At 64.0% G+C, this 23,881-nt stretch carries 22 protein-coding genes; 11 read left to right on the forward strand and 11 right to left on the reverse strand.

Going from position 1 to position 23,881, the window contains the following annotated elements; all coding sequences use genetic code 11:
• Window positions 1-113: 113 nt before the first annotated feature.
• Window positions 114-1,385: a cytochrome P450 gene (locus ACRVY7_RS08665; RefSeq protein ID WP_431816745.1), complete on the forward strand. Its 1,272-nt coding sequence runs from the start codon at window positions 114-116 to the stop codon at window positions 1,383-1,385.
• A gap of 97 nt (window positions 1,386-1,482) precedes the next feature.
• Window positions 1,483-2,295 (forward strand): glycosyltransferase family 2 protein, encoded by an 813-nt coding sequence (locus ACRVY7_RS08670; RefSeq protein WP_064864271.1) that lies wholly within the window; start codon window positions 1,483-1,485, stop codon window positions 2,293-2,295.
• On the opposite strand, the gene ACRVY7_RS08675 is transcribed toward ACRVY7_RS08670, so the two are convergent.
• From ACRVY7_RS08675 to ACRVY7_RS08690, 4 genes are all read right to left on the reverse strand, one after another.
• A complete protein-coding gene (locus ACRVY7_RS08675) occupies window positions 2,247-3,611 on the reverse strand; it encodes a condensation protein (protein ID WP_431816746.1) in 1,365 nt (454 codons plus the stop codon). The two genes, ACRVY7_RS08670 and ACRVY7_RS08675, sit on opposite strands and share 49 nt — an antisense overlap.
• Window positions 3,608-5,065, reverse strand: a complete 1,458-nt coding sequence (locus ACRVY7_RS08680; RefSeq protein ID WP_431816747.1) for a condensation domain-containing protein — start codon at window positions 5,063-5,065, stop codon at window positions 3,608-3,610. The genes ACRVY7_RS08675 and ACRVY7_RS08680 overlap by 4 nt, the downstream gene beginning before the upstream one ends.
• A complete protein-coding gene (locus tag ACRVY7_RS08685) occupies window positions 5,062-6,537 on the reverse strand; it encodes a condensation domain-containing protein (RefSeq protein ID WP_431816748.1) in 1,476 nt (491 codons plus the stop codon). The genes ACRVY7_RS08680 and ACRVY7_RS08685 overlap by 4 nt, the downstream gene beginning before the upstream one ends.
• Window positions 6,538-6,626: 89 nt before the next feature.
• Window positions 6,627-7,571 (reverse strand): alpha/beta hydrolase, encoded by a 945-nt coding sequence (locus tag ACRVY7_RS08690; RefSeq protein WP_431816749.1) that lies wholly within the window; start codon window positions 7,569-7,571, stop codon window positions 6,627-6,629.
• A gap of 301 nt (window positions 7,572-7,872) precedes the next feature.
• On the opposite strand from ACRVY7_RS08690, the gene ACRVY7_RS08695 reads away from it, so the two are divergent.
• The 4 genes from ACRVY7_RS08695 to ACRVY7_RS08710 are packed head-to-tail and all read left to right on the forward strand — an operon-like array spanning window position 7,873 to window position 12,432.
• Entirely contained in the window at window positions 7,873-8,829 is a 957-nt protein-coding gene (locus ACRVY7_RS08695; protein ID WP_431816750.1) for an ATP-binding cassette domain-containing protein, read from the forward strand.
• Window positions 8,826-9,698 (forward strand): ABC transporter permease, encoded by an 873-nt coding sequence (locus ACRVY7_RS08700; RefSeq protein WP_431816751.1) that lies wholly within the window; start codon window positions 8,826-8,828, stop codon window positions 9,696-9,698. The genes ACRVY7_RS08695 and ACRVY7_RS08700 overlap by 4 nt, the downstream gene beginning before the upstream one ends.
• Window positions 9,695-11,098 (forward strand): hypothetical protein, encoded by a 1,404-nt coding sequence (locus ACRVY7_RS08705; protein ID WP_431816752.1) that lies wholly within the window; start codon window positions 9,695-9,697, stop codon window positions 11,096-11,098. Before ACRVY7_RS08700 ends, ACRVY7_RS08705 begins: the two co-directional genes overlap by 4 nt.
• Window positions 11,089-12,432 carry a glycosyltransferase gene (locus ACRVY7_RS08710; RefSeq protein ID WP_431816753.1) on the forward strand — a complete coding sequence of 448 codons (1,344 nt, stop codon included), beginning with the start codon at window positions 11,089-11,091 and terminating at the stop codon, window positions 12,430-12,432. Before ACRVY7_RS08705 ends, ACRVY7_RS08710 begins: the two co-directional genes overlap by 10 nt.
• On the opposite strand, the gene fadD8 is transcribed toward ACRVY7_RS08710, so the two are convergent.
• On the reverse strand, window positions 12,395-14,032 hold the full coding sequence (gene fadD8 / locus ACRVY7_RS08715; protein WP_431816754.1) for a fatty-acid--CoA ligase FadD8: 1,638 nt from the start codon (window positions 14,030-14,032) through the stop codon (window positions 12,395-12,397). The genes ACRVY7_RS08710 and fadD8 overlap by 38 nt on opposite strands.
• A gap of 150 nt (window positions 14,033-14,182) precedes the next feature.
• Between fadD8 and ACRVY7_RS08720 the strand changes: the two genes are divergently transcribed.
• Window positions 14,183-14,839 (forward strand): GNAT family N-acetyltransferase, encoded by a 657-nt coding sequence (locus tag ACRVY7_RS08720; RefSeq protein ID WP_064864258.1) that lies wholly within the window; start codon window positions 14,183-14,185, stop codon window positions 14,837-14,839.
• Window positions 14,840-14,899: 60 nt separating this feature from the next.
• Here the strand turns inward: ACRVY7_RS08720 and ACRVY7_RS08725 are convergent, their stop codons facing one another.
• From ACRVY7_RS08725 to ACRVY7_RS08735, 3 genes are read right to left on the reverse strand one after another with little or no spacing between them, the layout of a single operon-like run.
• Entirely contained in the window at window positions 14,900-15,295 is a 396-nt protein-coding gene (locus ACRVY7_RS08725) for a DUF8021 domain-containing protein (RefSeq protein ID WP_431816755.1), read from the reverse strand.
• Window positions 15,292-16,200, reverse strand: a complete 909-nt coding sequence (locus ACRVY7_RS08730) for an SDR family oxidoreductase (protein ID WP_431816756.1) — start codon at window positions 16,198-16,200, stop codon at window positions 15,292-15,294. The genes ACRVY7_RS08725 and ACRVY7_RS08730 overlap by 4 nt, the downstream gene beginning before the upstream one ends.
• Before the next feature lie 49 nt (window positions 16,201-16,249).
• Window positions 16,250-17,059, reverse strand: coding sequence for an SDR family oxidoreductase (locus ACRVY7_RS08735; protein ID WP_431816757.1), 810 nt, complete (start codon window positions 17,057-17,059; stop codon window positions 16,250-16,252).
• 125 nt (window positions 17,060-17,184) lie between these two features.
• Between ACRVY7_RS08735 and ACRVY7_RS08740 the strand changes: the two genes are divergently transcribed.
• Genes ACRVY7_RS08740 through ACRVY7_RS08755 form a run of 4 tightly spaced genes read left to right on the forward strand, consistent with a single transcriptional unit; the run spans window position 17,185 to window position 20,771 of the window.
• The gene (locus tag ACRVY7_RS08740; protein ID WP_049699916.1) at window positions 17,185-17,955 is read left to right on the forward strand and encodes an enoyl-CoA hydratase family protein; all 771 of its coding nucleotides are present in this window, start codon (window positions 17,185-17,187) and stop codon (window positions 17,953-17,955) included.
• Between the two features lies 1 nt (window position 17,956).
• On the forward strand, window positions 17,957-18,907 hold the full coding sequence (locus ACRVY7_RS08745) for a CoA transferase subunit A (RefSeq protein ID WP_431816758.1): 951 nt from the start codon (window positions 17,957-17,959) through the stop codon (window positions 18,905-18,907).
• Window positions 18,904-19,683, forward strand: coding sequence for a CoA-transferase subunit beta (locus ACRVY7_RS08750; RefSeq protein ID WP_431816759.1), 780 nt, complete (start codon window positions 18,904-18,906; stop codon window positions 19,681-19,683). Before ACRVY7_RS08745 ends, ACRVY7_RS08750 begins: the two co-directional genes overlap by 4 nt.
• Window positions 19,680-20,771 carry an NAD(P)H-dependent flavin oxidoreductase gene (locus tag ACRVY7_RS08755; RefSeq protein ID WP_431816760.1) on the forward strand — a complete coding sequence of 364 codons (1,092 nt, stop codon included), beginning with the start codon at window positions 19,680-19,682 and terminating at the stop codon, window positions 20,769-20,771. Before ACRVY7_RS08750 ends, ACRVY7_RS08755 begins: the two co-directional genes overlap by 4 nt.
• Window positions 20,772-20,796: 25 nt before the next feature.
• Here the strand turns inward: ACRVY7_RS08755 and ACRVY7_RS08760 are convergent, their stop codons facing one another.
• Genes ACRVY7_RS08760 through ACRVY7_RS08770 form a run of 3 tightly spaced genes read right to left on the reverse strand, consistent with a single transcriptional unit; the run spans window position 20,797 to window position 23,853 of the window.
• Window positions 20,797-21,714, reverse strand: a complete 918-nt coding sequence (locus ACRVY7_RS08760; protein WP_431816761.1) for a TAXI family TRAP transporter solute-binding subunit — start codon at window positions 21,712-21,714, stop codon at window positions 20,797-20,799.
• Window positions 21,711-23,183, reverse strand: coding sequence for a sensor histidine kinase (locus tag ACRVY7_RS08765; protein WP_431816762.1), 1,473 nt, complete (start codon window positions 23,181-23,183; stop codon window positions 21,711-21,713). The genes ACRVY7_RS08760 and ACRVY7_RS08765 overlap by 4 nt, the downstream gene beginning before the upstream one ends.
• Window positions 23,176-23,853: a response regulator transcription factor gene (locus tag ACRVY7_RS08770; RefSeq protein ID WP_431816763.1), complete on the reverse strand. Its 678-nt coding sequence runs from the start codon at window positions 23,851-23,853 to the stop codon at window positions 23,176-23,178. The genes ACRVY7_RS08765 and ACRVY7_RS08770 overlap by 8 nt, the downstream gene beginning before the upstream one ends.
• Window positions 23,854-23,881: the final 28 nt, after the last annotated feature.

Raw genomic sequence — 23,881 nt, forward strand, 5'->3', positions numbered from 1 at the left:
CAACACTCAAGCATCATTTCGCGGCACCGACTTCCCAGTACCGACCTCTACCAGCGCAGACCGTATCACGGGAAAACGACCATACACATGCGATCAGACTGTATGGTGAAGCCATGACAGCCATCACCACCGATGCGGCCTGCCCATTCGGCAAGGGCTTCGATTTCACCGATCCCGATGTGCTCGAATCCGGGCTACCGAAAACCGAATTCGCTCACCTGCGCCAGACCGCGCCCGTCTGGTGGAACGAACAGCCACTCGGCACCTCGGGTTTCACGGACGGCGGCTACTGGGTGATCTCGCGACACAGAGACGTGCGCGAGATCTCGAAGAACAACCAGGTGTGGTCGACGAATGCCAACGGCGCCATCATCCGACTCCCTGACTACGTCACCCCCGACCAGATCGAGTTCACCAAGGCGCTCCTCGTCAACCACGATCCACCGGAGCACACTCGTCTGCGCAAGATCGTGTCGCGACTGTTCACGCCGAAGGCTGTTGGGTCACTGGAGGAGAATCTCGCAACGTCGGCGCGCCGGATCGTCGAATCGGCCGCAGCCAAGGAATCGGGAAACTTCGTCGACGACGTGGCCATCCACCTTCCCCTGCAGGCGATTCTAGATCTCATCGGTGTCCCGACAGCCGACCGTCCACGTATTCACGAGCTCGTCGACGCGATCATCAACAGCGACGATCCCGACCACACGATCGACCCTGCGATGGCCAATGCCGAATTGCTCGGCTACGCCTATTCGATGGCCGAGGAGCGTCGGCGTAACCCCACCGACGACATCGTCACCACTCTGATAGAGGCCGACATCGACGGAGAGTCGTTGTCCGACATCGAGTTCGGGTTCTTCGTCATCCTGCTGATCACCGCAGGGAATGAGACGACCCGCAATGCGACCAGCCACGGCATGAACGCCTTCATGTCTCACCCCGAGCAGTGGGAGCTGTTCAAGTCGCAGCGCCCGAAGACCGCGATCGACGAGGTGCTGCGCTGGTCGACCCCGGTCAATGCCTTCCAGCGGACGGCCAAGGTGGACACCAGCATTGAGGGCGTCGACATCGCTGCGGGACAACGGGTCGGCATCTTCTACGGTTCGGCAAACTACGATGAGGACGTCTTCGACGACCCGTTCACGTTCAACATCCTCCGAGATCCCAACCCACATCTTGCTTTCGGCGGTAGCGGCGCCCACTTCTGCATCGGCGCCAACCTCGCGCGCCTCGAACTCTCCCTGATCCTCAACGCTGTCGCAGACGTACTTCCCGACATCGAGCGGATCGGCGAGCTGCGTCGTGTGCGATCAGGCTGGCTCAACGGCGTCAAAGACCTGCCCGTTCGCTACGGCGCAACTGGGGGCTGCCCGGTCGCGCACTGAGCAGTCTCTGCGTCTCTGGATTGCCCACTACCCCGACGTCGCTTTACTCACATCACATTCACGTGCAAGACAGTCACCATCCCGGTTGAATGGCAGCATGGCGAACGAAAGCACTGAGTTGGCGGCCCCGCGAGTCGCTGTCGTGGTCCCCGCCTACAACGAGGTCGACTACATCGAAGACACGATCCGCGCGCTGCAACAGCAAACTTTTCGCGATACTGCCGCCCACGATGCGCGCGCGCCATTCCGCATCATCGTGGTGGACAACAACAGTACCGACGGGACCGGTGATCTCGTTCGCGAGCTCGCGTCCCACTCGGCTGTCCCCATCGATGTGCTCACCGAAGTCGAGAAGGGCACGGGTAGTGCCGCAGACTCGGGCTTTCGTTACGCCATCGACGCCGGAGCCGAGTTCATCGCTCGCACCGACGCCGACACGCTCCCCGCGCCGGACTGGCTGACACAGATCGTCGCCCCACTGCTCGATGGCAAGAGCCTCGCGGGAGGTCGAGTGCGTGCCCGCAGTTCCGACGGAGCGCGTGCCATCGCGTTCAACCTGATCGGCACGACGTGGCGCCTCGGACACCTCATCACCTGGTTGCGCACACGATCTCAGCCGGCGCACCTACGAAAGAGTTTCCTGGTTGTCGGCAACAATCTGGCGGTCACCGCTGATACCTACTGTGCGGCAGGTGGATTCCCGCGGACGAAGATCGACGATGTCGATGAGGACGCGGTCCTACAGCAGCGCGTCACCGCACAGGCGGGAGCCGATTCCGTAGCGCTCGCACCGCATGCCGTTGTCTACACATCTCTTCGCCGACTGCAGGCCTACGGCACTCGGGGTTACCTCGATTGGTATCAATCCAAGAACGCGGGCGACGGCGACGTGCCCACAGATGTTCGCTGATCAACGAGGCGCTCGCTGATCTCCCTGACCGCAGCACCGGTGAGCTCCAGTACATCGCCGACCACGGACTCCGCCGCCGCTGTAGCGGGGTACCGAACCCTGACATGGATGCCATCGTCGTCGCGCCACAGCCACCACTGCACGTTGTCAGTCGCGTGGTCGCCCGATAACTGCTGCACTGCAATATCTTTCGACGGCCGACGTTGACGGGTGTAATCGACGTACGAAACCATGAAGACATCGCCGCGTGTGCTGCGCAGCCTGCTGCCGAATGTCTGATAAACCGCCGTCAGTCCGACGCTCGCGAGAGGTAGAGCTTCGGCGAGTCGATCTGCGTTGAGCGGCAACAGTTCGACGAGGTCCCCCTCGCCGCGGACACGCAGCGGGATGTTGGCAACCACCCAGGCAACGATCGACTCGGATGTCTGGAGCCCCGACGGCACGATCAGCGCGGTATCGGCCGGACCACCAGCCAGCCGGATCGCGCGCCCGATGCACGTCAACAGCGCCGAGAACGTTCTCGCGCCACGCGTGTGTACAGCCGAGCTGAAGTGCTGCGCCTCAGACCTACCGAGGAGGGTGCTCACCCGTGTTCTCATCGGCGCTCGCCGTCCGGGTTCCAGCCCCAGGTCGAGGGGGAAAGCTGGTATCTCCCAGTCTGATTCGTCGAGGAATCGGAACCAACCGGCAAGTCGTGGATCGTCGGGAGCCACGTCGCCGCTGAACGTGTGCGCGCGCACGGCGGCCAACCCCGAGCCGGCACTCGACAATGCACGGCCGGCAACCACGTCAGAGATGTCGGCTGCGAGCACCGTCAATGATCGCGCGTCGACGTAGAAGTGATCGAACGCGCAGATCACCGTGGTGGTATCAGGGCGGAGCACCGCCCCGAAAAAGTGCGAAAGCGGCTCGGTTGGGTTGCATGCCAGCGCGATTCGGTCGAGCACCAGCTTCGTCATGCCCGCGTCTGAGGCGTCGGTCGGAGCCTGGGAGTCGACACCGACGCCGATCGACGACAAGGGGACTTCGCGCCGACTGAGGTCATGGCCATCCGCTACAACATAGGTTCGCAGGACATCATGCCGCGACAGCAACACCTCGGGAAGCCGTGCCAGCAGCCCGCGCTCAACCGGATAGGGAAAGTCGAGAACCAGTGTCAGCGAACCCGGATGCCCCGCTCGATGTGAATCAACGTGAAATCGTTCGTTCTCCGACAGTCCGGTATCAGAAGGCAGATCGTCTCCGATGAGATCGGCATGAAAGACGGAGAGTTGACCTGAGCTCAGTGAATAATCTTGTGTACCAGTTAGTTTCATTGCCTCACCCGGGTACCCGCGATCGCGGTGACCGCGGAGTCTGCAGATTCCAGGAGCGCTCTGAGCTGTGCCGCAACTGTGTCGAGATAGCGATTGATGTTCGCGCGTGCGACATCGTTGTCGGGAATTTGAGATTCGACGACCAATCCGTCAACCATCCGACTCAGCCACAAGTTGGAGTTCTTGGTTTTGCCGATACCAGGGAACCCCACAGTGGTTCCGACAGTGGGGTCGTCGATTCCCGGCAGCCGACGGTGATCGATGTAGGTCACCATCTGAGGAGAACCGGCCATCTGTGGAAGCTCGCCGGACCGCGCAAGGACCTGCAGAACCGCTCCGATCGGAGCGGCCGCAGCGTTCTTGGCCCGCTTCACCGCGACGGATGCCGTGCGCGCCAACTCAATCGGGTCAGCTCCGGGTTCAACGTCGAAGTACACCGGTGCGAAGTTGCATGCCCAGCCCTGAGTGAACTCGAACTCAGGCCCGCGAGTTGCCAGCGCAGTCGTCGTGAAGAAGCGCTTCTCCCCTGTGCACAGGTACTGCGCAGATGCCAACGCGGAGAACAGGCATCCGGCAATGGTGACCCAGCTCGACGAAGCACTGACGATGTCGAGCGCATCCGCTTCGTCCGCTGTGAGCAGATCCCGACGGCAGCGCACAGCAGGCGCGGGAGCGTCGTCGTGAAGTCCGAGTGGAACCGGCGAATCAGGAAGGGATCCCTTGATGGCCAGCGCTTCTCGCCACGCCTTGACGCCGATGTCATCGGCGCGCACACGCGCAGCGCGACGATGCTCATCGGCGACGTAGCTGTCGAATGATGCCACATCGGTCAGCTTGACCGACGTTCCCGAGGTCTCCGCCCGATACAGTGCGTTGATCTCGTCCATCGCCAGCCATAACGAATAGCCGTCCCCGTGCACGTGATCGGCGCCGAGGTAGAACGTGAATCCACCATCGCCGTCGAACGCTCCGAAGTGCATCGACTGCGGGGAATCGAACGCGGTCGCAACGGAGATGCGATTCGCGAGGTAGTCACCCGCGTCCTCCGCGTCGACTCTCCGACTCCGGCCCAGCGGCCACTGCGCCACCATCTCGATGTGGGTCTGCGGAATGACGTACCGTTCGACACCCACCTCGCCCAGCGTGTAGTAGCTCCGCAGTTCGTCGTGCCGTCGTACGAAGGCCGTCAGCGCTGCGGCCATCGCAGCCGGGTCCAGCGGGGTATCGAATCTGGCAACAGCGCCCACGACGGAACGGTGCTCGTCGCCGCGGGCTCGCGCCGCGGTCGAAGTGACCACGTGCTCGGTCTGCAGAAACGTTGCACCACCGGTCACACGTGCGGCCTGCAACGCCGCATCAGGTGAACACAGCGACCACTCGATGGGCGTACCACCAGGAAACTGCCTACGCAGCAGCGGTTCTGGCGTCGCAGCCGCGCCGAATACCACCGTCATGCCGTGATGTCCGCCGACGCTTGCGACGTCATCTCGCGCGCAAACATGTAGTCGTGGTCACCAGCGTCGACGATCGTGCGCAGAACCTCCGCGAACACCGAGAGGAAAGCTTCGACCTCGCGCCTACGCTCCCCCGACGGATAGCGCGTCGAGATGTTGATCCCGTCGGGAATCCGGTTGATCCACAGGTACACCTCGTCGACTTCCCGGGTGGCACTGCGCAACACTCGCGCGTTTCGACGATCCCATTCCGCAGCTCCCTGCGCCCGCCGCAGATCGATATAGGACACGACGAATCCCGGGGGCGTCACGTCGCCTCCGATCAGATCAGCGATCGGGGCGAACGGTGCGGTACCCACGTTCTTGTACCGCGACACCGACTCGGCGACACGCGGCAGAGCCTGAGAGAAGGTCTGCGCATCAGATGGATCGAGGTGCACGGGAACGAGACCGACGAACCACCCGACAGCCTCGCCCCACTCGGATCCCGTGCGCGTGTGTACAGGGCTGACGAATCGCACTTCGCCGGTTCCGGCGAGCGCCGCACTCGCGATCGACATCGCAGTGTAGATACCCGTGGTCACCGAGCCACCTGCTGCCTTGCAGATGTCGTTGAATCGAGCGGCCTCCGCGCTGTCGAGAAGGTCCTGCGAAAGACTCACTTGCATACCGGAATCCGGCTCGCGGGGAGGCACTACGGCGTCGAGGCCACCGGTGACACATCGAGGGAAGCGGGGCATCGCATGTGGCTGGACGGACGTGGGCGACTCGTTGAAGAACTGCCGCCAGGCGACGACGGCAGAGTTGTTCGCATCGATCTGTTCACCCAGATGCCGCTCCGCATCGCTGAAGTCCAGGTAGCTGCCGTACTCGGCGAGCCCATGGTGCTCATCGTTGATCTCCGCGCGATAGAGGGCGCTGAGCTCATTGATCGCGAAAACCTGTGTGTAGGCGTCCATCACGGTGTGGTCAGCACCGAAGACGACGAGGAATCCGTCGTCACGGTCATCAGGTTCCAGAGTCACGACGACGCAGTGCGGCCAGGTCAACGGGTTGACCGTGGTATCGAAAAAGTCCTGAATCCTCTGGCGGGCCGAGTCGGGCGACGCCGCCACACCCATCGAAAGCCCGGAAACCCCGACGGCCTCCGGCTCGATGGTCATCCGCACCAGATCGTCCTCAGGAGTCCCGCCGAGCTGGACTGCGGAACGGAGCGCCTCGTGGCGGGCGAACCACTGCCTGATAGTCGCGGCGAACGCATCGCGGTCGAACCGCTCCTCGATGGTGAAGGCCGTTCCGATCCAGTGTCCGTGCCATTCGTCACCGAGTTCGGCAGCGCGTCGAGCGTGCTCGAGGTGCATGTATGAGAGCCGACGAGAATCGGCACACCATGAATCCGGGTCGGCAGTGGCTTCCCACGCAGTGATCGCACCGGTGGGAACCTGATAGTCAGCGAGCTCTGTGTATTCCATCGGCATCCTTTTCAGTCACCCGTGCACGGGTACACGTGAATACCCCGGGTATCGAGGAGGGTTTGCAGCCATTGTTAACAGAATGGAATTCAGCTGTTCATCCCATGCTCAAGAATGGGCCAGCTCTCACGCTGTTGGTCTCGCCAGTAAGGCCATGCGTGAGTTCCAGGATCAACGTAACGAATTGTCGCCCCTATATGCTGCGCCGTCAATCGGGACTCCAATTGTCGGGTGCACCAGAGGGAACCCGTTTCGATTGCTCCACCAATGACCTGCCGATCAATGGGGTCGGAATTGTCCGGATATCCGGGTTGGTCGTACGTGCCCGCGCGCCCTGTTCCAGTGGATATATAGAGCGTGGTGCCGCGGAGGTTATGCGAGAGCGACAGTACGTCGTGGGCCACCCAGCCCGGACTACCCGGAGGTCCCCACATGTTATTTGCGTCACCCCCGAATGCTGCGACGATCGCCCGTGGGTAAGCCTCGCCCGCGACGCCTGTGGTGCTGTAGCAACCGCTGTAGGCACCTACCGCCCTGTAGAAACCCGGGTTCCTCGCCGCGAGCACTAACCCCGCTCCCGCGCCCATCGAGATCCCCGCGATCCCTCGTCGCCCGTTGCCGTCGAACGCGGCGTCGATAAGGGGCGGCAGCTCCTTCACAAGGAAGGTTTCCCACTGGTAGCGGCCTAGTTTCGGGTCGTCGCGCTGCCAATCGGTGTAGAAGCTTCCGTTGCCCGCCAACGGCATGACAACGTTCACATTCTTGTTCGCGTAGAAGTTTCGGGCGTCGGTCTTGCGTAGCCACATACTGTTGGTCGGATCCTCTTCACCGAGACCACTCAGCAGGTACAGCGATGGCCTGGTTCCCGAAGGGTTACGGGGCGTGATCACCTGCACCTTGATCGTCTTGCGCATGGCAACCGAGTACACGTACACCGCCGTTACGCCCTGCCCCTCTGCGACCGTTCGCTGTATCGTCGGACGTAGGGGTTCTGCTCGTGCAACCCCAGCCCCCAGCGACGCCGCTGCAATCACAGTGATCAGAACTGATACGGCACATTGCCACGCAAGGCGCGGTCTGCGGTTTTGAGCTATGACGATTACCTCCAGATCGCGACGGGGAGTCGCCAAAGAATAGCGACTAAGCGATACCCTCGCACACGGACCGTGTGACCGTAGCGTGCGCTGATCGGCAATTTAAGGGGATAGAGACATATACCACTCGATGTGAATTGTCAGGAATCTCGCAGGGTTCAACTCGCCTCGACACTTTCTCGACGAGCAAATAGCCTGTTGAAGATCTGACGGATGATCCGACGAGGATGGAGGGCACTCGATGGTGATGTTGCCGACGATTGCAATCGAGGCCGACTCGCTCGGTAAGAAGTTCGGAAATGTCAATGCAGTTTCAGACATTTCCTTGTCGATACCGACGGGATCGGTGTGTGGACTGTTGGGCGCGAACGGCGCAGGCAAGACCACGACCGTGCGTATGCTGGCGACGCTCATCCGGCCGGATTCCGGCTCAGCACGAATCTTCGGCCGTGACGTCGTGAGGCAGGCGACCGCCGTGCGTTCGATGATCGCGGTGACCGGTCAGTACGCCTCACTCGACGAGGATCTGACGGCAGAGCAAAACCTCGAGCTGTTCGCCACCCTGCGCGGATTCGGCCGACGTGCGGCTCGTTCTCGTGCGCACGAGTTGATCGAACAGTTCGGACTGAGTCACGCCGCCTCGCGCCCCGTGTCGGGCTTCTCCGGCGGCATGCGACGACGACTCGACATCGCCACCTCACTGATCTCCGCTCCGCCGCTACTCTTCCTCGACGAACCGACGACAGGTCTCGATCCCACCACACGGACTCAGATGTGGGCCGTCGTCCGCGACCTCGTCGATAACGGTACGACGGTGCTACTCACCACCCAATACCTCGACGAGGCAGACAAACTCTCCGACTCAATCGTCCTGATCGACGGCGGGCGGGTGGTGGCCGAAGGTACGGCCAAGTCGCTCAAGGAGCGCATCGGAACGCGCACACTGCACGTTCAACTCGAAGACCGATCCAGAATGCGGGAGGCCGCAGAGATCATGGGGGCAACGTTGTCCGCGGATGTCGTTCAGATTCCTGCCGAGGGCGCTCTCTCGGTGATCACCTCGGAGCCGGGGCGGGCCGCATACGCGGTGTCCCAACTGGAGTCCGCGGGCATCGAGGTCGCCGACTTCTCGTTCCAGCGCCCCACACTGGACGATGTCTTCTTCGCCATGACAACCCGAGAGTCGGCCCGGACATGAGCAGCACCATCGATCAGACGGAGTCCGGCGTCGCCGATTCGGGAGCAGCGGCGACGGCCGACGCCACCAGTAGCGGAATCGAATGGCCGATCACTCCTGTCGACAGGATTCCCTTCAGCCAGGGGCTGCGGCAGACGTTCGCACTGGCTCGTCGCGGGCTTCTCCGGATGAAGCACTCCCCGCAGCAACTGTTCGACGTGATCATCGTGCCCATCGTCTTCACAGTGATGTTTGCCAATATCTTCGGCGGAGCCGTTGCGGGAGGCGTCGACAACTACCTCGTACTGCTTGTCCCCGGTGTCCTGGTCTCGGTGGCGGTGACCACGTCGGTGGTCACCGGAACACAGTTGCGTGAAGACATCGACAGCGGTGTGTTCGATCGGCTGATCTCGATGCCGATAGCGCGCATCGCACCACTCGCAGGCTTGCTGACTGCGGATACCCTGCGATACGTCATCGCGAGCGTGATGTCTCTCGTCGTCGGCCTCTGCATGGGCTACCGGCCGGAAAGCGTGATCGGGGTCATCGCAGGCGTCACACTTGTCGTCTACGCAGCGTTCTCGCTGAGCTGGATCTTCGCGTTGCTGGGTGTCCTGCTCCGCAAAGTATCAGCGATACAAGGCATCTCGATGCTCGTGCTGATGCCGATGACGTTCACGTCCAATGCGTTCGTGCCGACCACGACAATGCCCGGTTGGATGCAGGCGATCGCTGACGTCAATCCGGTCTCACACCTGATCTCCGCGTTTCGCGGGCTGGCAAACGAGGGACAGATCACAAGCGACGTCGGATGGACGCTGGTGGGAACCACCGCGATCTTGATTGTCTTTGTCCCCCTTACGTTGCGTGCCTACCTTTCGCGGTCATGACAATCACTTCGACGCGCACGACCGGGTCGATACACTCGGCCCTGCCGGTTGAGCGTCTGACCACCGACGACGATCTGTTCGTACGGATGGAACACGCCCTGGGACTCGGGGTTGTGAATCAATGCGTGTGGCAGCTACCCACTCGCCTCGACGAGGACGCATTCTCCCGACTCGGCGAGCGACTCTGCGCGGGTCGCGCATCGAGACTCGTCGCGCGACGGCCACCACCGGCTCGCGACGCGTGGCGGTACACGCCGACCGCCGGTTCGGTCGAATTCTTCACTGAGACAGTCAGTGCCGACCACGCCGCCGCATGGATGGACACTCAGGCACAGTTCGCTCTGAACAGTGTGTCGGGACCCTCCTGGCGACTGAGCGCCGCTCACTCCGATGGCATTGGTACGTACGTCTCATTCACGGCGGCCCACGCGATCGGCGACGGTGCGACGCTGATAACGGCGATCGTCGAAGCATTGTCGGGGACCGCCTACGACACCGACGTAGACATGCCTGCCCTCGTATCCGACGTATCCGATGGAGCAGGCACTGCGGCACGGGCAGCTCGCGCGGCGGTTTCCAGTGTCGTCGCGAGTATGCGCGACGCATCACCACGAGGATCCGCGCGCCCACAACCGGTGCACGCACCTTCTGAGAGCGCGACCCCGACCAGTGCAGTAGCGACGACGAGCGCGGGAGCGGCCAGAGGAACTGAACCAGGCCTACCTCCCTCGGTGATCGTGACCGTGAATCGCGAGGAAGCACTTCGGGTTGCCGCAGAACGCAATGGCACACTGAACTCGCTCTTTGTCGGACTGATGGTCGGGATCCTCGACAAAGCCGGCATCGCATCGCCCGGAGACGTCGTCCCGGTGTCGATTCCGGTGTCACAGCATCGCGAGGACGATCGACGCGCCAACGCCACGACAGGCGTCACCGCCCACATTCGTCTCGATGACAACCGTTACACAGACCTCAGCGAGATTCGCGACGCATGCAAGGCCGCATACCGCTCACTCGACTCGCAGCCCGGTCCCATCGCCGCGATGTCCACTGTTGCACAGGCTTTGGGCGACAGAGCCGTGCGTCGACTCGCTGGTGGGATGTCGACGCCCTTGTGTGTCGCGTCGAACGTCGGGCGGGTGAATCCGTTGTTTGCGTCATTCGGTACCGACCGCCCCGGAGTCACCGCGATGCGTGCGGTCACCACGGATACCGCCGGATTGGCCGGACACGCCGGCGGTATCAGTGGCTGGTTGTGTACCGGAGATGAGGTGCTGACGCTGGCGGTGAGCTCGCTGAACCCGTCCCGGATCAACGATCGGGATTCGCTCCGCGCACTGATCGCCACCGAGTTCGCTTCGTGGAAATTGACCGAAACAGATTGGGGCATATGCGAATAGCATTCGTCATGCACGGCAGTCGAGGTGACGTTCAACCTGCGGTCGCGCTCGGAGCCGAACTCAGCCGACGCGGACACAGCGTCGAGTTGGCTGTTCCCGACGACCTGGTCGCTGCGGTGTCACGTTCTGGATTGCCGACGCGCAGCCTATGTCCGTCGACTTCGGAATTGCTCTCGAGTCCGCTCGTGAAGCGAGACCTCAAGTCGTGGAATCCGTATAAGCGGTTGACCGCACTCCGCAAGGTCGGATCGCACGGATCGGCGATGTCGGAGAGAGTCATGGGCGAACTCGCCGATACGGCGGATGTCCTCGTCGGCGGACCACTGGCGCAAGAGCGGGCCGCGACAGTCGCAGAGAGTCGACGCATCGCTTTCGTGCCACTGCATTACTGTCCGATACGTCCCAACCACCAGCTGTCGCCGCTGTACCGGCCATTGCCCACTGCGATCAGCGCCGCCGTATGGCGCACAGCCGACTTCCTCTTCTCACTCACCCAGCGCCCGAACGACCGCGCTCTGCGCCGTCGCCTGGGTCTCCCGTCGGTATCGGGAACGATAGGCGCGAGGCTTCGGCGGCAGGGAACACCGGAGATCCAGGCGTACGACGCCGAACTGTTCCCACTCCTCGAGGACGAGTGGGGAAAACAGCGCCCGTTCACGGGCTTCCTGCTCCCTGACAGTCAGACCCGAGCAAAACTCAACGGACACAACGACAATAGCCAGACCACCGGCATTCTCGACTGGATTCGATCGGGGCCATCCCCCGTCTACGTCGGCTTCGGGAGTATGCACATCCCACCCGATCGCATCTCTTCGATCGTTGATGCGATCCTGTCGCTACGCCTTCGTGTGATCGCCCATACGCCTCACGCACTGCCAGAACGCGATGGCCTGCTGCACATCACCGACCCTGTCGACCACGAGATCCTCTTCCCTGCTTGCCGAGCAGCCGTCCACCACGGTGGAGCCGGCACCACCGCCGCCGCTCTGCGAGCTGGAATCCCATCAGTGATCGGTTGGCTCAGTGCCGACCAACCACTCTGGGCGGCCGCTCTTCGCGATCGAGGAGCCGGGACCGGCGCGCCGCTGTCGCGGCTCGCGGACACCGACCTCGAATTGCTCACTGCCAGCGAGCCCTATCGCGCGGCGCAGGCGTTGGCGAGTCGCATCGTCGATCCGGAAGAGGCAGTCGACGCCGCATGTGACGTAATCCTGCAGGCAGCGGCGGCAGGCCCGACTCTATATGCAGGCGTGCCGCCTGACGGCTCCAGATATGCAGGCGTGCCGCCTGACGGCGCTAGCCGACGCCACGCTCCGACGACGCCCAGAACTTAGCGCGCAACGCCTTCTTGTCGGGCTTACCGAGACCGGTGAGTGGCAGCGACTCGGCGAAGATCACGTCCTTCGGCGATTGCACGGCGCCCTTCCGCTGCTTCACCGCATCCTGGATCTCTGCCGTGATCCGCTGCCGGTCATCGTCATCGGCCTCGACGTCGCCACGTAATACGACGACGGCGGTCACCGCCTCACCCCACTTCTCGTGCGGCACACCGATTACACCGACCTGACCGACCGACGGATGTTCTGCGACAACGTCTTCCACTTCTCGCGGAAACACGTTGAAGCCACCGGTGACGATCATGTCCTTTGTGCGATCGACGATGTACCAGTATCCGTCGGCGTCTTCACGCGCGACGTCGCCGGTGCGCAGCCATCCGTCGCGGAACGTCTCCGCTGTCTGCTCCGGCAACCCCCAGTACCCAGCGGCGAGAAGTGGTCCGGCGACACAGATTTCGCCCGGCTCGCCCGGCGCCACCGGCTTGTCGTCTGGCCCGAGGAGCGCAGTACGCAGAAACGACGACGGCCGCCCACAACTCGACAGCTTGTGCGTGTCTTCGCCCGGCTTGGGGTGCTCGTCCTTTGCGAGGTAGCTGATGACCATCGGCGCCTCTGACTGCCCGTAGTACTGCGCGAAGATCGGCCCGAATCGCTCGATGGCCTCGGCCAGCCGCACCGGATTGATCGGCGAGGCACCGTAATATACGGTTTCCAGTGACGAGAGATCGCGGGTGCGCGAGTCCGGATGATCCATCAGGGCGTAGAGCATCGACGGCACGAGCATGGTCGCGCTTATTCTCTCCTCCTCGATGGTCCGCAGCACCTCCGCGGGATCGAACTTGCTCAGCACCACCATCGACCCGTTCTTCATCAGCGTCGGGAGGAAGAACGCCGCGCCTGCGTGCGACAGCGGCGTGCACATCAGAAAGCGCGGCCGCGTTGGCCATTCCCACTCCGACAACTGGATCTGCGTCATCGTCGTCATCGCGCGAACCGTGCCGATGACGCCCTTGGGTTTTCCCGTGGTGCCACCGGTGTAGGTGATCGACATGATGTGGTCCGGCGAGAGCTCTGCCGCGGTGAGCGTCGTAGCGTCGTAACCCGCCGCCTCGGCGACGACGTCTCGACCCACCTCCGACAACGCCTCGGGCACGGGGCCGAGCGTGAAGATCTGCTTGAGACCGTCGACTCGCTCCATGAGCGCGACAGCGCGCTCGACGAACATCGGCACCGGATCGATGACGAGCGTTGTCACCCCCGCGTCGGACAGCACGTAGGCGTGATCGTCGAGCGAGCCCAACGGATGCAGCGCGGTGCGTCGCCAACCTTGCGTCTGGCCGGCACCGATCACGAACAGCACCTCGGGGCGATTGAGCGCGAGAAGCCCTACCGACGATCCCGTGCCCGAACCCAACCCTTCGAAAGCCTGGACGTAGCGGCTGATCTCGTCGGCCATCTGGGCGCCGGTGAGCGTGGTGTCGCCGAGTTCGAGCACGTTGCCCGACGCGTTCTTGGCCAGTGCCGCGACAAGAAGGTCGCCCATATGGGTCGATCCGCGCAAGTGGTCGATTCCGGACTCAGAGATCTCAGATGCCATGAGTTTCAGAGTAGGACGTGTTCTAGATTCAGGGAAGCTCCAAGGTCGAACTCATATCTCTACGTGCACCTATCAGCCTTCACAACCCAATCAGATCAACTAGAACCTGTTCCATGTCCTACCGGCCAGTAGCTCATTAGGATCGACAGCATGACTGATGTGGATCTGGCAACCGAACGTCGCGACATCGCCGACGCTCTCCTCACCGCCCTCGACCGACGACACGAGGTGCTCGACGCCATCGTCGACGCCGACGATCACACCCAAGCCGTCTCCGCGATCGCGGAACTCCTCGGCAAATCACAGCTCGGCGCATCGGCAATCCTCGACATGAAGCTCGACCAGTTGACCAAGGATGAGCGCCGCAGAAACCAGAGCGAGCTCGACGACCTGAACCACCAACTGACCTTCACGCTCGCCGAACGGCCCGCGAGCAGCGGAGACACCGTCGTGCTGCGCGCTTTCTCCCCCAGTGACGACGCCGAACTGTTCGCCGAGCGCACCCGCGAACTCGGGGTCGCCGGAGACGGCTCGGGACAGCCCGCGCGCGAGATCGACCAGGAGATCGCACAGGCTGCCGGACGCGTCGACGAAGAAGAGGCGGCCTGGCTGGTCGTGACCGACGGCACCGACAAGGTGGGTTTCGTATTCGGCGAACTCACCGATGGCGAGGTCGACGTCCGCGTCTGGGTCCACCCCGACTTCCGCAAGCAGGGTTACGCCACCGCCGCCATGCGCAAGGCACGCTCGGAGATGGCCGGCTACTTCCCCGGGGTTCCCATGGTGGTGCGCGCACCGGGCGTCTGACGGACAGCTCGTCTGACGTAACCGGGTCTGGCATCACCGCGTCGGCGCTGAGTGGCCCACTCAGCGTCGACGCGGAAACCCGAAACGCGCGACGATGGTGCGAATCCGGACCTCGTCGTCGATCAGAAACGATTCGCTCACCGGCGCCCACAGGCCGAATGCCTTGGGGGCCAAGTGGACTCGATACTTGGTCGACACCGTGTGCCCTTCGACCACCGCCTCGAACCCACTGACCCGATGAATCAGACGAAATTGCGGGCCGCGCGCGAGGCTGCGGGCGATGTGGTCGCCGCTTCGTCCGGTCTTGATCCCCATCTCCACCCTCGTGCAATCCGGATGAAGGCGAACGCCAGAGGAATCGTGGCTGACCAGCGCGTCGACGTATGCCCGCGCGGCAGCGATCCGTTGTCCGCCAACGGAATCGCCGTCGTCGTCGGCAGGAGCACTGTCGGTCATCGTGCCCCGTACACGGGCACCGGGGCGGGCGTCTTGGCCAACAGATCGTCGACGACAGGCGTGAGTTCGGCCGGTTCCCAGCGGGCGCCCTTGTCGATCGACGCCGCGCGCTGCCAACCGTCGACCACGGTGATCTTGCCGCCCTCGACCTCGAAGACCCTCCCGGTGACGTTCGCCGATTCGACCGATCCGAGCCACACGACCAGCGCGGAGATGTTCGCGGGGTCCATCGCGTCGAACGAACCGTCATCGGGAGCAGCCATCTGCGCCGCCATCGCCTCACCGGCGCCAAGCGTCATCTGCGTGCGTGCCGACGGTGCGATCGCGTTGACCGTCACGCCGTAGGCACCCAGCTCGGCCGCCGCCTGGATGGTCAGTTCGGCTATGCCTGCTTTCGCCGCCGAATAGTTGCCCTGGCCGACCGATCCGAACAACCCTGCGCCCGACGAGGTGTTGATCACCCGGGCCTGCCGCGTCGACCCCGCTTTGGATTCCGCCCGCCAATACGCTGCAGCGTGGCGTAGCCCGACGAAGTGCCCCTTCAGGTGGACGCGGACGACTGCATCCCACTCGTCCTCCGACATCGCGACGAGCATCCTGTCGCGCACGAATCCCGCGTTGTTGACCACGATGTCGAGGCCCCCGAACTCGTCGAGTGCGGTCGCCACCATCGCGGCACCGGCGTCCCAGTCGGCGACGTCGCCGACCGAAGCGACGGCCTGACCGCCGCTCGCGGTGATCTCGTCGACGACCGCCGCGGCGGCATCCTCGGCGTAGTCGTTCACCACGACGGACGCACCGTCTGCCGCGAACGCCAGCGCGTGGGCACGTCCGATCCCCTGACCCGCGCCCGTTACGATGGCCACGCGACCTGCGTTCGACCCATGTCCGTTGTCGCTCAACACAATCCCTTCACTAGCGTCGACCCATGCAATGTCCTTGACTCCGAGTCACTCACACGGCGTTACCCGCATTGGCGGCGTCGAGGAATGCAGGCTTCTCGCCACCGCCGTGGACGGTGAGCGTCGAGCCGGTGATGTAGCCGGCCAGCGGCGAAAGCAGGAAGGCGACGGCATTGCCGACGTCGCGCGGCGTTGCCATCCGCCCCATCGGGATGGTGCGCCCCACCGCCGCGATGCCATCTGCATCACCGTAATGCATCTGTGCCAGTTCGGTTTCCACCGGACCGGCCACCACCGAGTTGACCCGAACGCGGGGCGCCCACTCGACGGCAAGCGACGTTGCCGCGTTGTCGAGACCGGCTTTTGCCGCGCCGTACGCGGACGTGCCCGGCGACGGTCGGTGACCGCTGACACTCGACACGTTGACGATCACTCCACCTGATTCCTGTTGCTGCATCACCGCATTCGCGGCGCGAGCGACGAGTAGCGGTGCAAGAAGATTCAACTCGACGATCTTGCCCGCAAACGACGACGACGCGTCGGCCGCAAGCGCGAACGGCGATCCGCCGGCATTGTTCACCACGCCGTCGAGCGATCCGTAGGTCTCGACGATCTGCGCAACCATCGCGGCCACCGCAGCTTCGTCGCGCACGTCGCACGCGATGAACTCACCGAGCGCCAACGCATCGTCGGTCGGGTTGCGCGCGCAGATCACCGGAACCGCACCAAGATCGGCCAACACGTTGGCGATACCCAGGCCGACGCCGCGCGCACCACCGGTGACGAGGACGACCTTCTTCTCCACACCGAGATTCGTCTCCCGTGGCGGGTCGAGACGTGTGACCTGTGACCGCGGACCCATGGGTGCTACCCTACCAAACAACCAAGCATTTGCTTGGTATGTTTTTCAGAGTCAGTGGTCATCCGAGTTCACTGCCTTGGTCACGGGGTTCACACACGGGATGCGTCCCGGGAGGAGGGCATGGCGTGCCGATCACCAGTACGCGCTCGGCGAGTGGTGTCACGACCATCACCGTCGACTATCCGCCGGTCAACGCGCTGCCGTCCGCAGCGTGGTTCGAGTTGGCCGACGCGATTCTCGCGGCGGGCGACGATCTAGACACCCACGCGGTGGTATTGCGGGCGGAAGGTCGGGGATTCAACGCGGGCGTCGACATCAAGGAGATGCAGGCAACCGAGGGGTTCGACGCACTGATCGCCGCCAACCACGGCTGTGCCGCCGCGTTCTCCGCGGTCTACGACTGCAAGGTGCCGGTCATCGTCGCGGTCAACGGGTTCTGCGTCGGGGGCGGAATCGGTCTTGTCGGCAACGCCGACGTGATCGTCGCGTCGGAGGGCGCGGTCTTCGGGTTGCCGGAGGTCGATCGCGGCGCGCTCGGCGCGGCAACGCACCTCGCCCGGCTCGTCCCGCAGCACATGATGCGCACGCTGTACTACACGGCGAGCAACGTCACCGCAGAACAGCTCCTGCACTTCGGGTCCGTCTACAAGGTGGTGCCGGCCGACGAGCTCGACGCAACGGCGCTCGACGTCGCCGAGCAGATCGCCGCCAAGGACACGCGGGTCATCCGTGCTGCGAAATCGGCGATCAACCACATCGACCCCGTCGACGTGAAGGCCAGCTATCGCCTGGAGCAGGGGTACACGTTCGAACTCAATCTGGCAGGCGTTGCCGACGAGCACCGCGACGCATTCGTCGCGACGGGAAAGCCGAAGACCACACAGGGGAGCCGCTGACATGGCCGACACCTCAACACCCCAGACCGCGACGCTGCAGGCCTCGACACCCCAGACCTCGACACCAGCCGACAAGACCAGCACGCTCGACGACGTCATCGGAGAACTCCGCGACGGCATGACCATCGGAATCGGCGGGTGGGGTTCGCGTCGCAAGCCGATGGCACTCGTCCGGGCTCTCGCGCGCTCCGACGTCAAGGATCTGACCGTCGTCACCTACGGTGGGCCCGACCTCGGATTGCTCTGCGCCGCAAGCAAAGTCCGCCGAGCGTACTACGGTTTCGTCTCGCTCGACTCGGCACCCTTCTACGACCCGTGGTTCTCGGCGGCGCGCACCAGTGGCGCCATCGAATCCCGCGAGATGGACGAGGGCATGGTCAAGAGCGGGCTCCAAGCGGCTGCCGCTCGCCTGCCGTTCCTACCGACACGCGCCGGTCTCGGATCGTCGGTGCCCGACTTCTGGGAGGGCGAACTGAAGACCGTCGCGTCGCCGTATCCCGATCGCGACGGCCGAACCCAGACCCTGATCGCCATGCCTGCACTGCAACTCGACGCCGCATTCGTCCACCTCGACATCGCCGACTCGCGCGGCAACGCCGCCTACACCGGCGTCGACCCGTACATGGACGATCTGTTCTGCGCCGCGGCGCAGCGTCGCTACCTCGAGACCGATCAACTGGTCTCGACCGAGGTACTCGCCAAGTCCGTTCCGACGCAACGGCTTCTACTCAACCGGATGCACGTCGACAAGGTTGTGCACGCTCCCAACGGCGCCCACTTCACGTTTGCGGGCGAGTACGGCCGCGACGAGGCGTTTCAACGGTTCTACGTCGAATGCGCCAAGGATCCCGAGAAGTGGTCGACGTTCCGTCGTCGCTTTCTCGACGTCGACGAGGCGACATATCAGCGCGAGGTCGACGCCTGGCGCCGTGAGCAGGAGGAGTCGAAGTGACAACTGCGGCAACAGAAGCTGCGGCAACGGAAACCGATGTCACCCGTGCAGAGGTGTGCGTCGTCGCGTGCGCCGAGATCTTCCGCGATGCCGGCGAGATCATGGCGTCGCCCATGGCGCCGGTGCCGCTGCTCGGTGCCCGGTTGGCGCGCCTGACCTTCTCACCCGACCTGCTCATCACCGACGGCGAGGCGTTGATCCTCGCCGACACACCGCCGATCGGGAAGTCGGGTCCCATCGAGGGATGGATGCCGTTCTCAAAAGTCTTCGACGTCGTGGCGTCCGGTAGGCGACACGTGGTCATGGGCGCCAACCAGATCGACCGACACGGTAACCAGAACCTGTCGGCGTTCGGTCCACTCCAACACCCCACGCGTCAGATGTTCGGTGTGCGCGGAGCGCCGGGCAACACCATCAACCATCCGACGAGTTACTGGGTCCCCCGACATTCCGCGCGTGTCTTCGGCGACAAGGTCGACGTCGTCAGCGGAATCGGTTACGACAAGGTCGATCCCGACAATCCTGCATTCGACGACCTCGACATTCATCGCGTCGTCACCAATCTCGGCGTCTTCGACTTCGGCGGACCCGGCCACACGATGCGGGCACTGTCGCTACACCCCGGCGTCGAGGCGGCAGAGGTCGTCGAGAACACCTCGTTCGAGATCGCGGGTCTCACGGAGGCCCCGTCGACCAGGGCGCCGTCGGAGAACGAGCTCGCCATCATCCGAGACATTCTGGACCCCAAGGGTGTTCGCGACCGGGAGGTGAAATGAGTTCGACGGCACGCGCGGCCGCGCTACCGACCCGGTTCACCGAGTTGGTCGGCGTCGAATATCCGATCGTGCAGACCGGGATGGGGTGGGTGTCAGGCCCGTCGTTGACCTCTGCGACATCGAATGCGGGCGGTCTCGGCATCCTGGCGTCGGCGACGATGACCTATGCCGAGCTGGAATCGGCAATTGCGAAGACGAAGTCGTTGACCGACAAGCCCTTTGGGGTCAATATCCGCGCCGACGCCACCGATGCCACCGAACGGATCGACCTGCTGATTCGCGAGGGGGTGCGCGTCGCGTCGTTTGCGCTGGCACCGAAGAAGGACCTGATCGCGAAGCTCAAGGACAACGGTGTCGTCGTGATCCCGTCGATCGGTGCGGCCAAGCACGCCGTGAAGGTCGCGTCGTGGGGTGCGGATGCGGTGATCGTGCAGGGCGGTGAGGGCGGCGGCCACACCGGACCGGTCGCGACGACACTACTGCTTCCCTCCGTGCTGGATGCATTGCGCGACAGCGGTTCCGACATGCCGGTCGTCGCGGCGGGAGGCTTCTTCGACGGTCGGGGGCTCGCTGCGGCGCTGGCATACGGGGCTGAGGGTGTCGCGATGGGTACCAGGTTCCTGCTCACCGCCGACTCCGCAGTTCCCGACGCGGTGAAGCAGGAGTATCTGACGCGCACTCTCAACGACACCGTCGTTTCGGTGAAGGTCGACGGTATGCCGCATCGGGTGCTGCGCACCCCACTCGTCGAGGCGCTCGAAAGTGGCAGCCCGATCCGCGCGCTGTTCGCGGCGGCACGAAATGCCAACGAGTTCAAGCAGTTGACCGGCATGAAGTGGACGACGATGCTGCGCGACGGGCGTGCGATGCGCAAGTCGGGCGAGCGCAGTTGGCAGCAGGTCATCATGGCGGGCAACACCCCGATGCTGTTGCGCGCGGGGCTCGTCGAAGGTGATACGCGCGCAGGGGTTCTCGCGTCCGGCCAGGTGGTCGGGATGATCGACGACCTCCCCAGTTGCGATGCCCTCATCCAGTCGATCATGGATCAGGCACACGAGCGGCTGAAAGCACTGAGCGCGCTGGGGTGACCCTGTGGCCGGTGCGGCAAGACCGTCACCCGTGGTGGCGACGATAGGCCGCGATCGCGGCCGGATGAAGTTGCAGTCCGTAGACCTGAATGAGGGTCTGAGTATCCAAGAACTGCACTCCGACCGTACCTTTGGGGATCAGCTGCGACGCCTTGTCGACCAACGCGTCGACAACCGCTGTGACCGCCGAGTCCGGTGTGCTCGCAGTGGTGAGCAGCACGCTTGGCACGCCGATCGTCGCCGTCTCGGTGCGCGTGCCGTACATCCCCGCGGGCACCGCAACCGGCTCGTAGAGCGGGCCGTACCTCTCGCGCAGTACGGCGAGTTCGGCTGACAGGTCGAGCAACCTGATCCCGCCCGCCGGACCGTAGCCCGGTCGGGGGATGGCCGACGGGGTGGGAACGCCACCCGCCCACATCGCCGCGGCAACCGTGCCCGAAGCCAGTGATTCGAGCACATTGGTCAGCGATACCGGTGTGATCTCGACATCGTCGGGCGTCATCGAGGCCGCGGCGAGGACGCGACGTCCCGTCCATTCGGTACCCGAGCCACGCGCACCGAGACTGATGCGCTTCCCGCGCAGATCGGCAAACGTCTGGATGTCGCTCGTCGCGGGCACCGCGAATTGGACGTAGTTCTCATAGACACGTCCCACGGCGCGCAGCGGCCCGCCCCGCGCCGCGGCAACATCGCCGAGTGAGAGGCCGAAGTCGACGCGCCCCTGTTCGAGAAGTTCGATATTGCGCACCGAGCCGGTGGTGTTCATCGGTACGAGACGGGTGGAACCGTCGGCCATCGCCGACGACAGCAGCTTGGCGAACTCGGACTGGAACCCTCCCGGCTCACCGGTAGCGATCCGATACTCGCGCACGTCACCGTTCGCGCAGCCGGCGGCAAGCAGCGGAATCACCACCAGGCCCTTGAGCAGTGTCCGACGCTTCATAGGGCATCTCCCCCAGCGTTGACATCTACTGCGGTGTCGAAGCCTGTCGTAGTGTCCGTGCGTCTCACCAACAGCACACGAACGCTCAGCCCACCTTCCGTCGATCTGCCGAAGTGCACATCTCCCCCGACTGCGCGGACGAGGATGTCGACGATCGCGAGTCCGAGGCCCGTTCCGTGCGCCTTGTCGCGCGTGAAGAATCGCTCCGTCAGCCTCGGCACGTCCTCGTCTGCCACGCCGGGCCCATCGTCGGCGACCTCGATCACCACCGAGTCGGGCGAGTCCTCGGGTATCACGATCGACAGCGCGATCTCCGGATGTGGCCCGGCGTGCCGTGACGCGTTGTCGACGAGGACGTCGATCACCTGCGCGAGCGCATCCTCGCTGATCCGTGCCTGCGTCGCCGGATCGTCGAGTTCGTCGCGGAAGGTCAGCCGCGCACCTCGTTCACGCACCGGCACCGACCAGAACTCGACGCGGTCGGCGAGGACCGTTGCGGCCGTGCTCCATTCGTCACGTCGGCCACTCTCGAGCCTCGGCGTCTCCGCACTGGCGAGGGTCAGGAGCTTGTCCAGGATCAGCTGCAGGCGTTGCGCCTCGGCACCGATCATCGCGAAGTCTTCTGACAACGCATCGGGAACCTCCGACTCCACGATGTCGATCCGGAACTGCAGCGCCGCCAACGGGTTACGCAGTTGGTGTGAGGCATCTGCCACCAGGCGGCGCTGCATTTCGACCGACCTCAACACAGTCGTCACCAAGCCGTCGAAAGTGTCGGTGAGTTGACGCACCTCAGGCGGCCCACCGGTTTTGGCGTCCGACGCCGCGTGTATCGGATCGTCGGCCGCCGAAGTCGGAATGGACGGCAGTTCTGCTGCGAGATCGGTCATCGCGTCCGACAGGTCTGCGAGCGGACGCAGCACCCAGCGGCTCAACACCACTGCGAGCGCGGCGAATGCGAGGATCACCGCAGCGGCGCCACCGACGATGAGCAGCCACCAGCGGGTGACGTCGGACCTCGTCGCCGCTGTCGAGGATCGCATGACCACAGTGCCGTTCACCTGGGCGCCGCTGCCGACCGGGGCGACGAACACCGCCGAGTCGGGACCCCACGGCGCTACATGTCGAAGCTCCGACGACTTCTCATTGCGTAGTCCGCGTGTCACGGCGGCCCGCATCTCCTGATCCGTCGGCCCCACCGACAGATCAGCGACGCCACGGGTGGAGACGATCAGCACCGAGTCGCCGTACACGTCGTGATAGGCGCGGATCTCATCGGCGATACGGGCCGAGTTACCCGTCGTCACATACTCATTCGACATCGCAGCGAATCGATTCACATCGCTCTCGCGCTGCTGCACGAACTGCCGCGTGCGCGCCTGCGACGACACCTCGATCAGTGGCACTGCAAAGCCGGCAATACTGACAGCCCCGATGATCGCGAGCACAATCAGCAGTCGCCTACGCATCGTCGACGGCCCCGTCCCAGCGGTAGCCGAATCCGCGGATCGTTGCGATGAGCCCCCGACGACCGAGCTTGGCGCGCAATCCGGTCATATGGACATCGAGCGAGCGCGATACGGCCACAAAGGCATCGCCCCACACCTGATCCATCAGCGCAGCACGACTGACTGCCAAGCCCGCGTTTCTGACCAGAACCGCCAAGATGTCGAATTCCTTTGCGGTGAGCTCGATATCGCGTCCGTCGACGGTAGCTGTACGGGCGTCGAGGTCGATGGCCAGGTCGCCGGACACCACGAGGTGTTGCGCCCCAGCGGGTTCCGAGCGGGCGGCTCGTCGACTCACGCTGTCGATGCGCGCAACCAACTCGACGAATCGGGCCGGCTTCACCAGATAGTCGTCGGCTCCGAGACGTAGACCGCGCACGACCGACCGCTCGTCGCCGCGCGCGGTGAGCACAATGACCGGTACCGAACTCACCTGTCTCAGTTGCCGAAGTACCTCGAGGCCATCCTGATCAGGCAGGCCGAGATCGAGCAGCACGAAATCGAACCCGGCGTGATGGAGCAACAGATCGGCCCCGACGGCGTATCTGGTCGGTTCGTGCCCGAAGCGTCGCAGGCCCGAGACGATCGCGCCTGCGACGCCGTCGTCATCCTCCACTACCGCAATACGCACGACGCCCATTATCCGCATCCCGCGGTCG

The sequence above is a fragment of the Gordonia jacobaea genome (genome assembly GCF_965344965.1).
In the GTDB taxonomy this organism is placed as follows: Bacteria; Actinomycetota; Actinomycetes; order Mycobacteriales; family Mycobacteriaceae; genus Gordonia; species Gordonia jacobaea.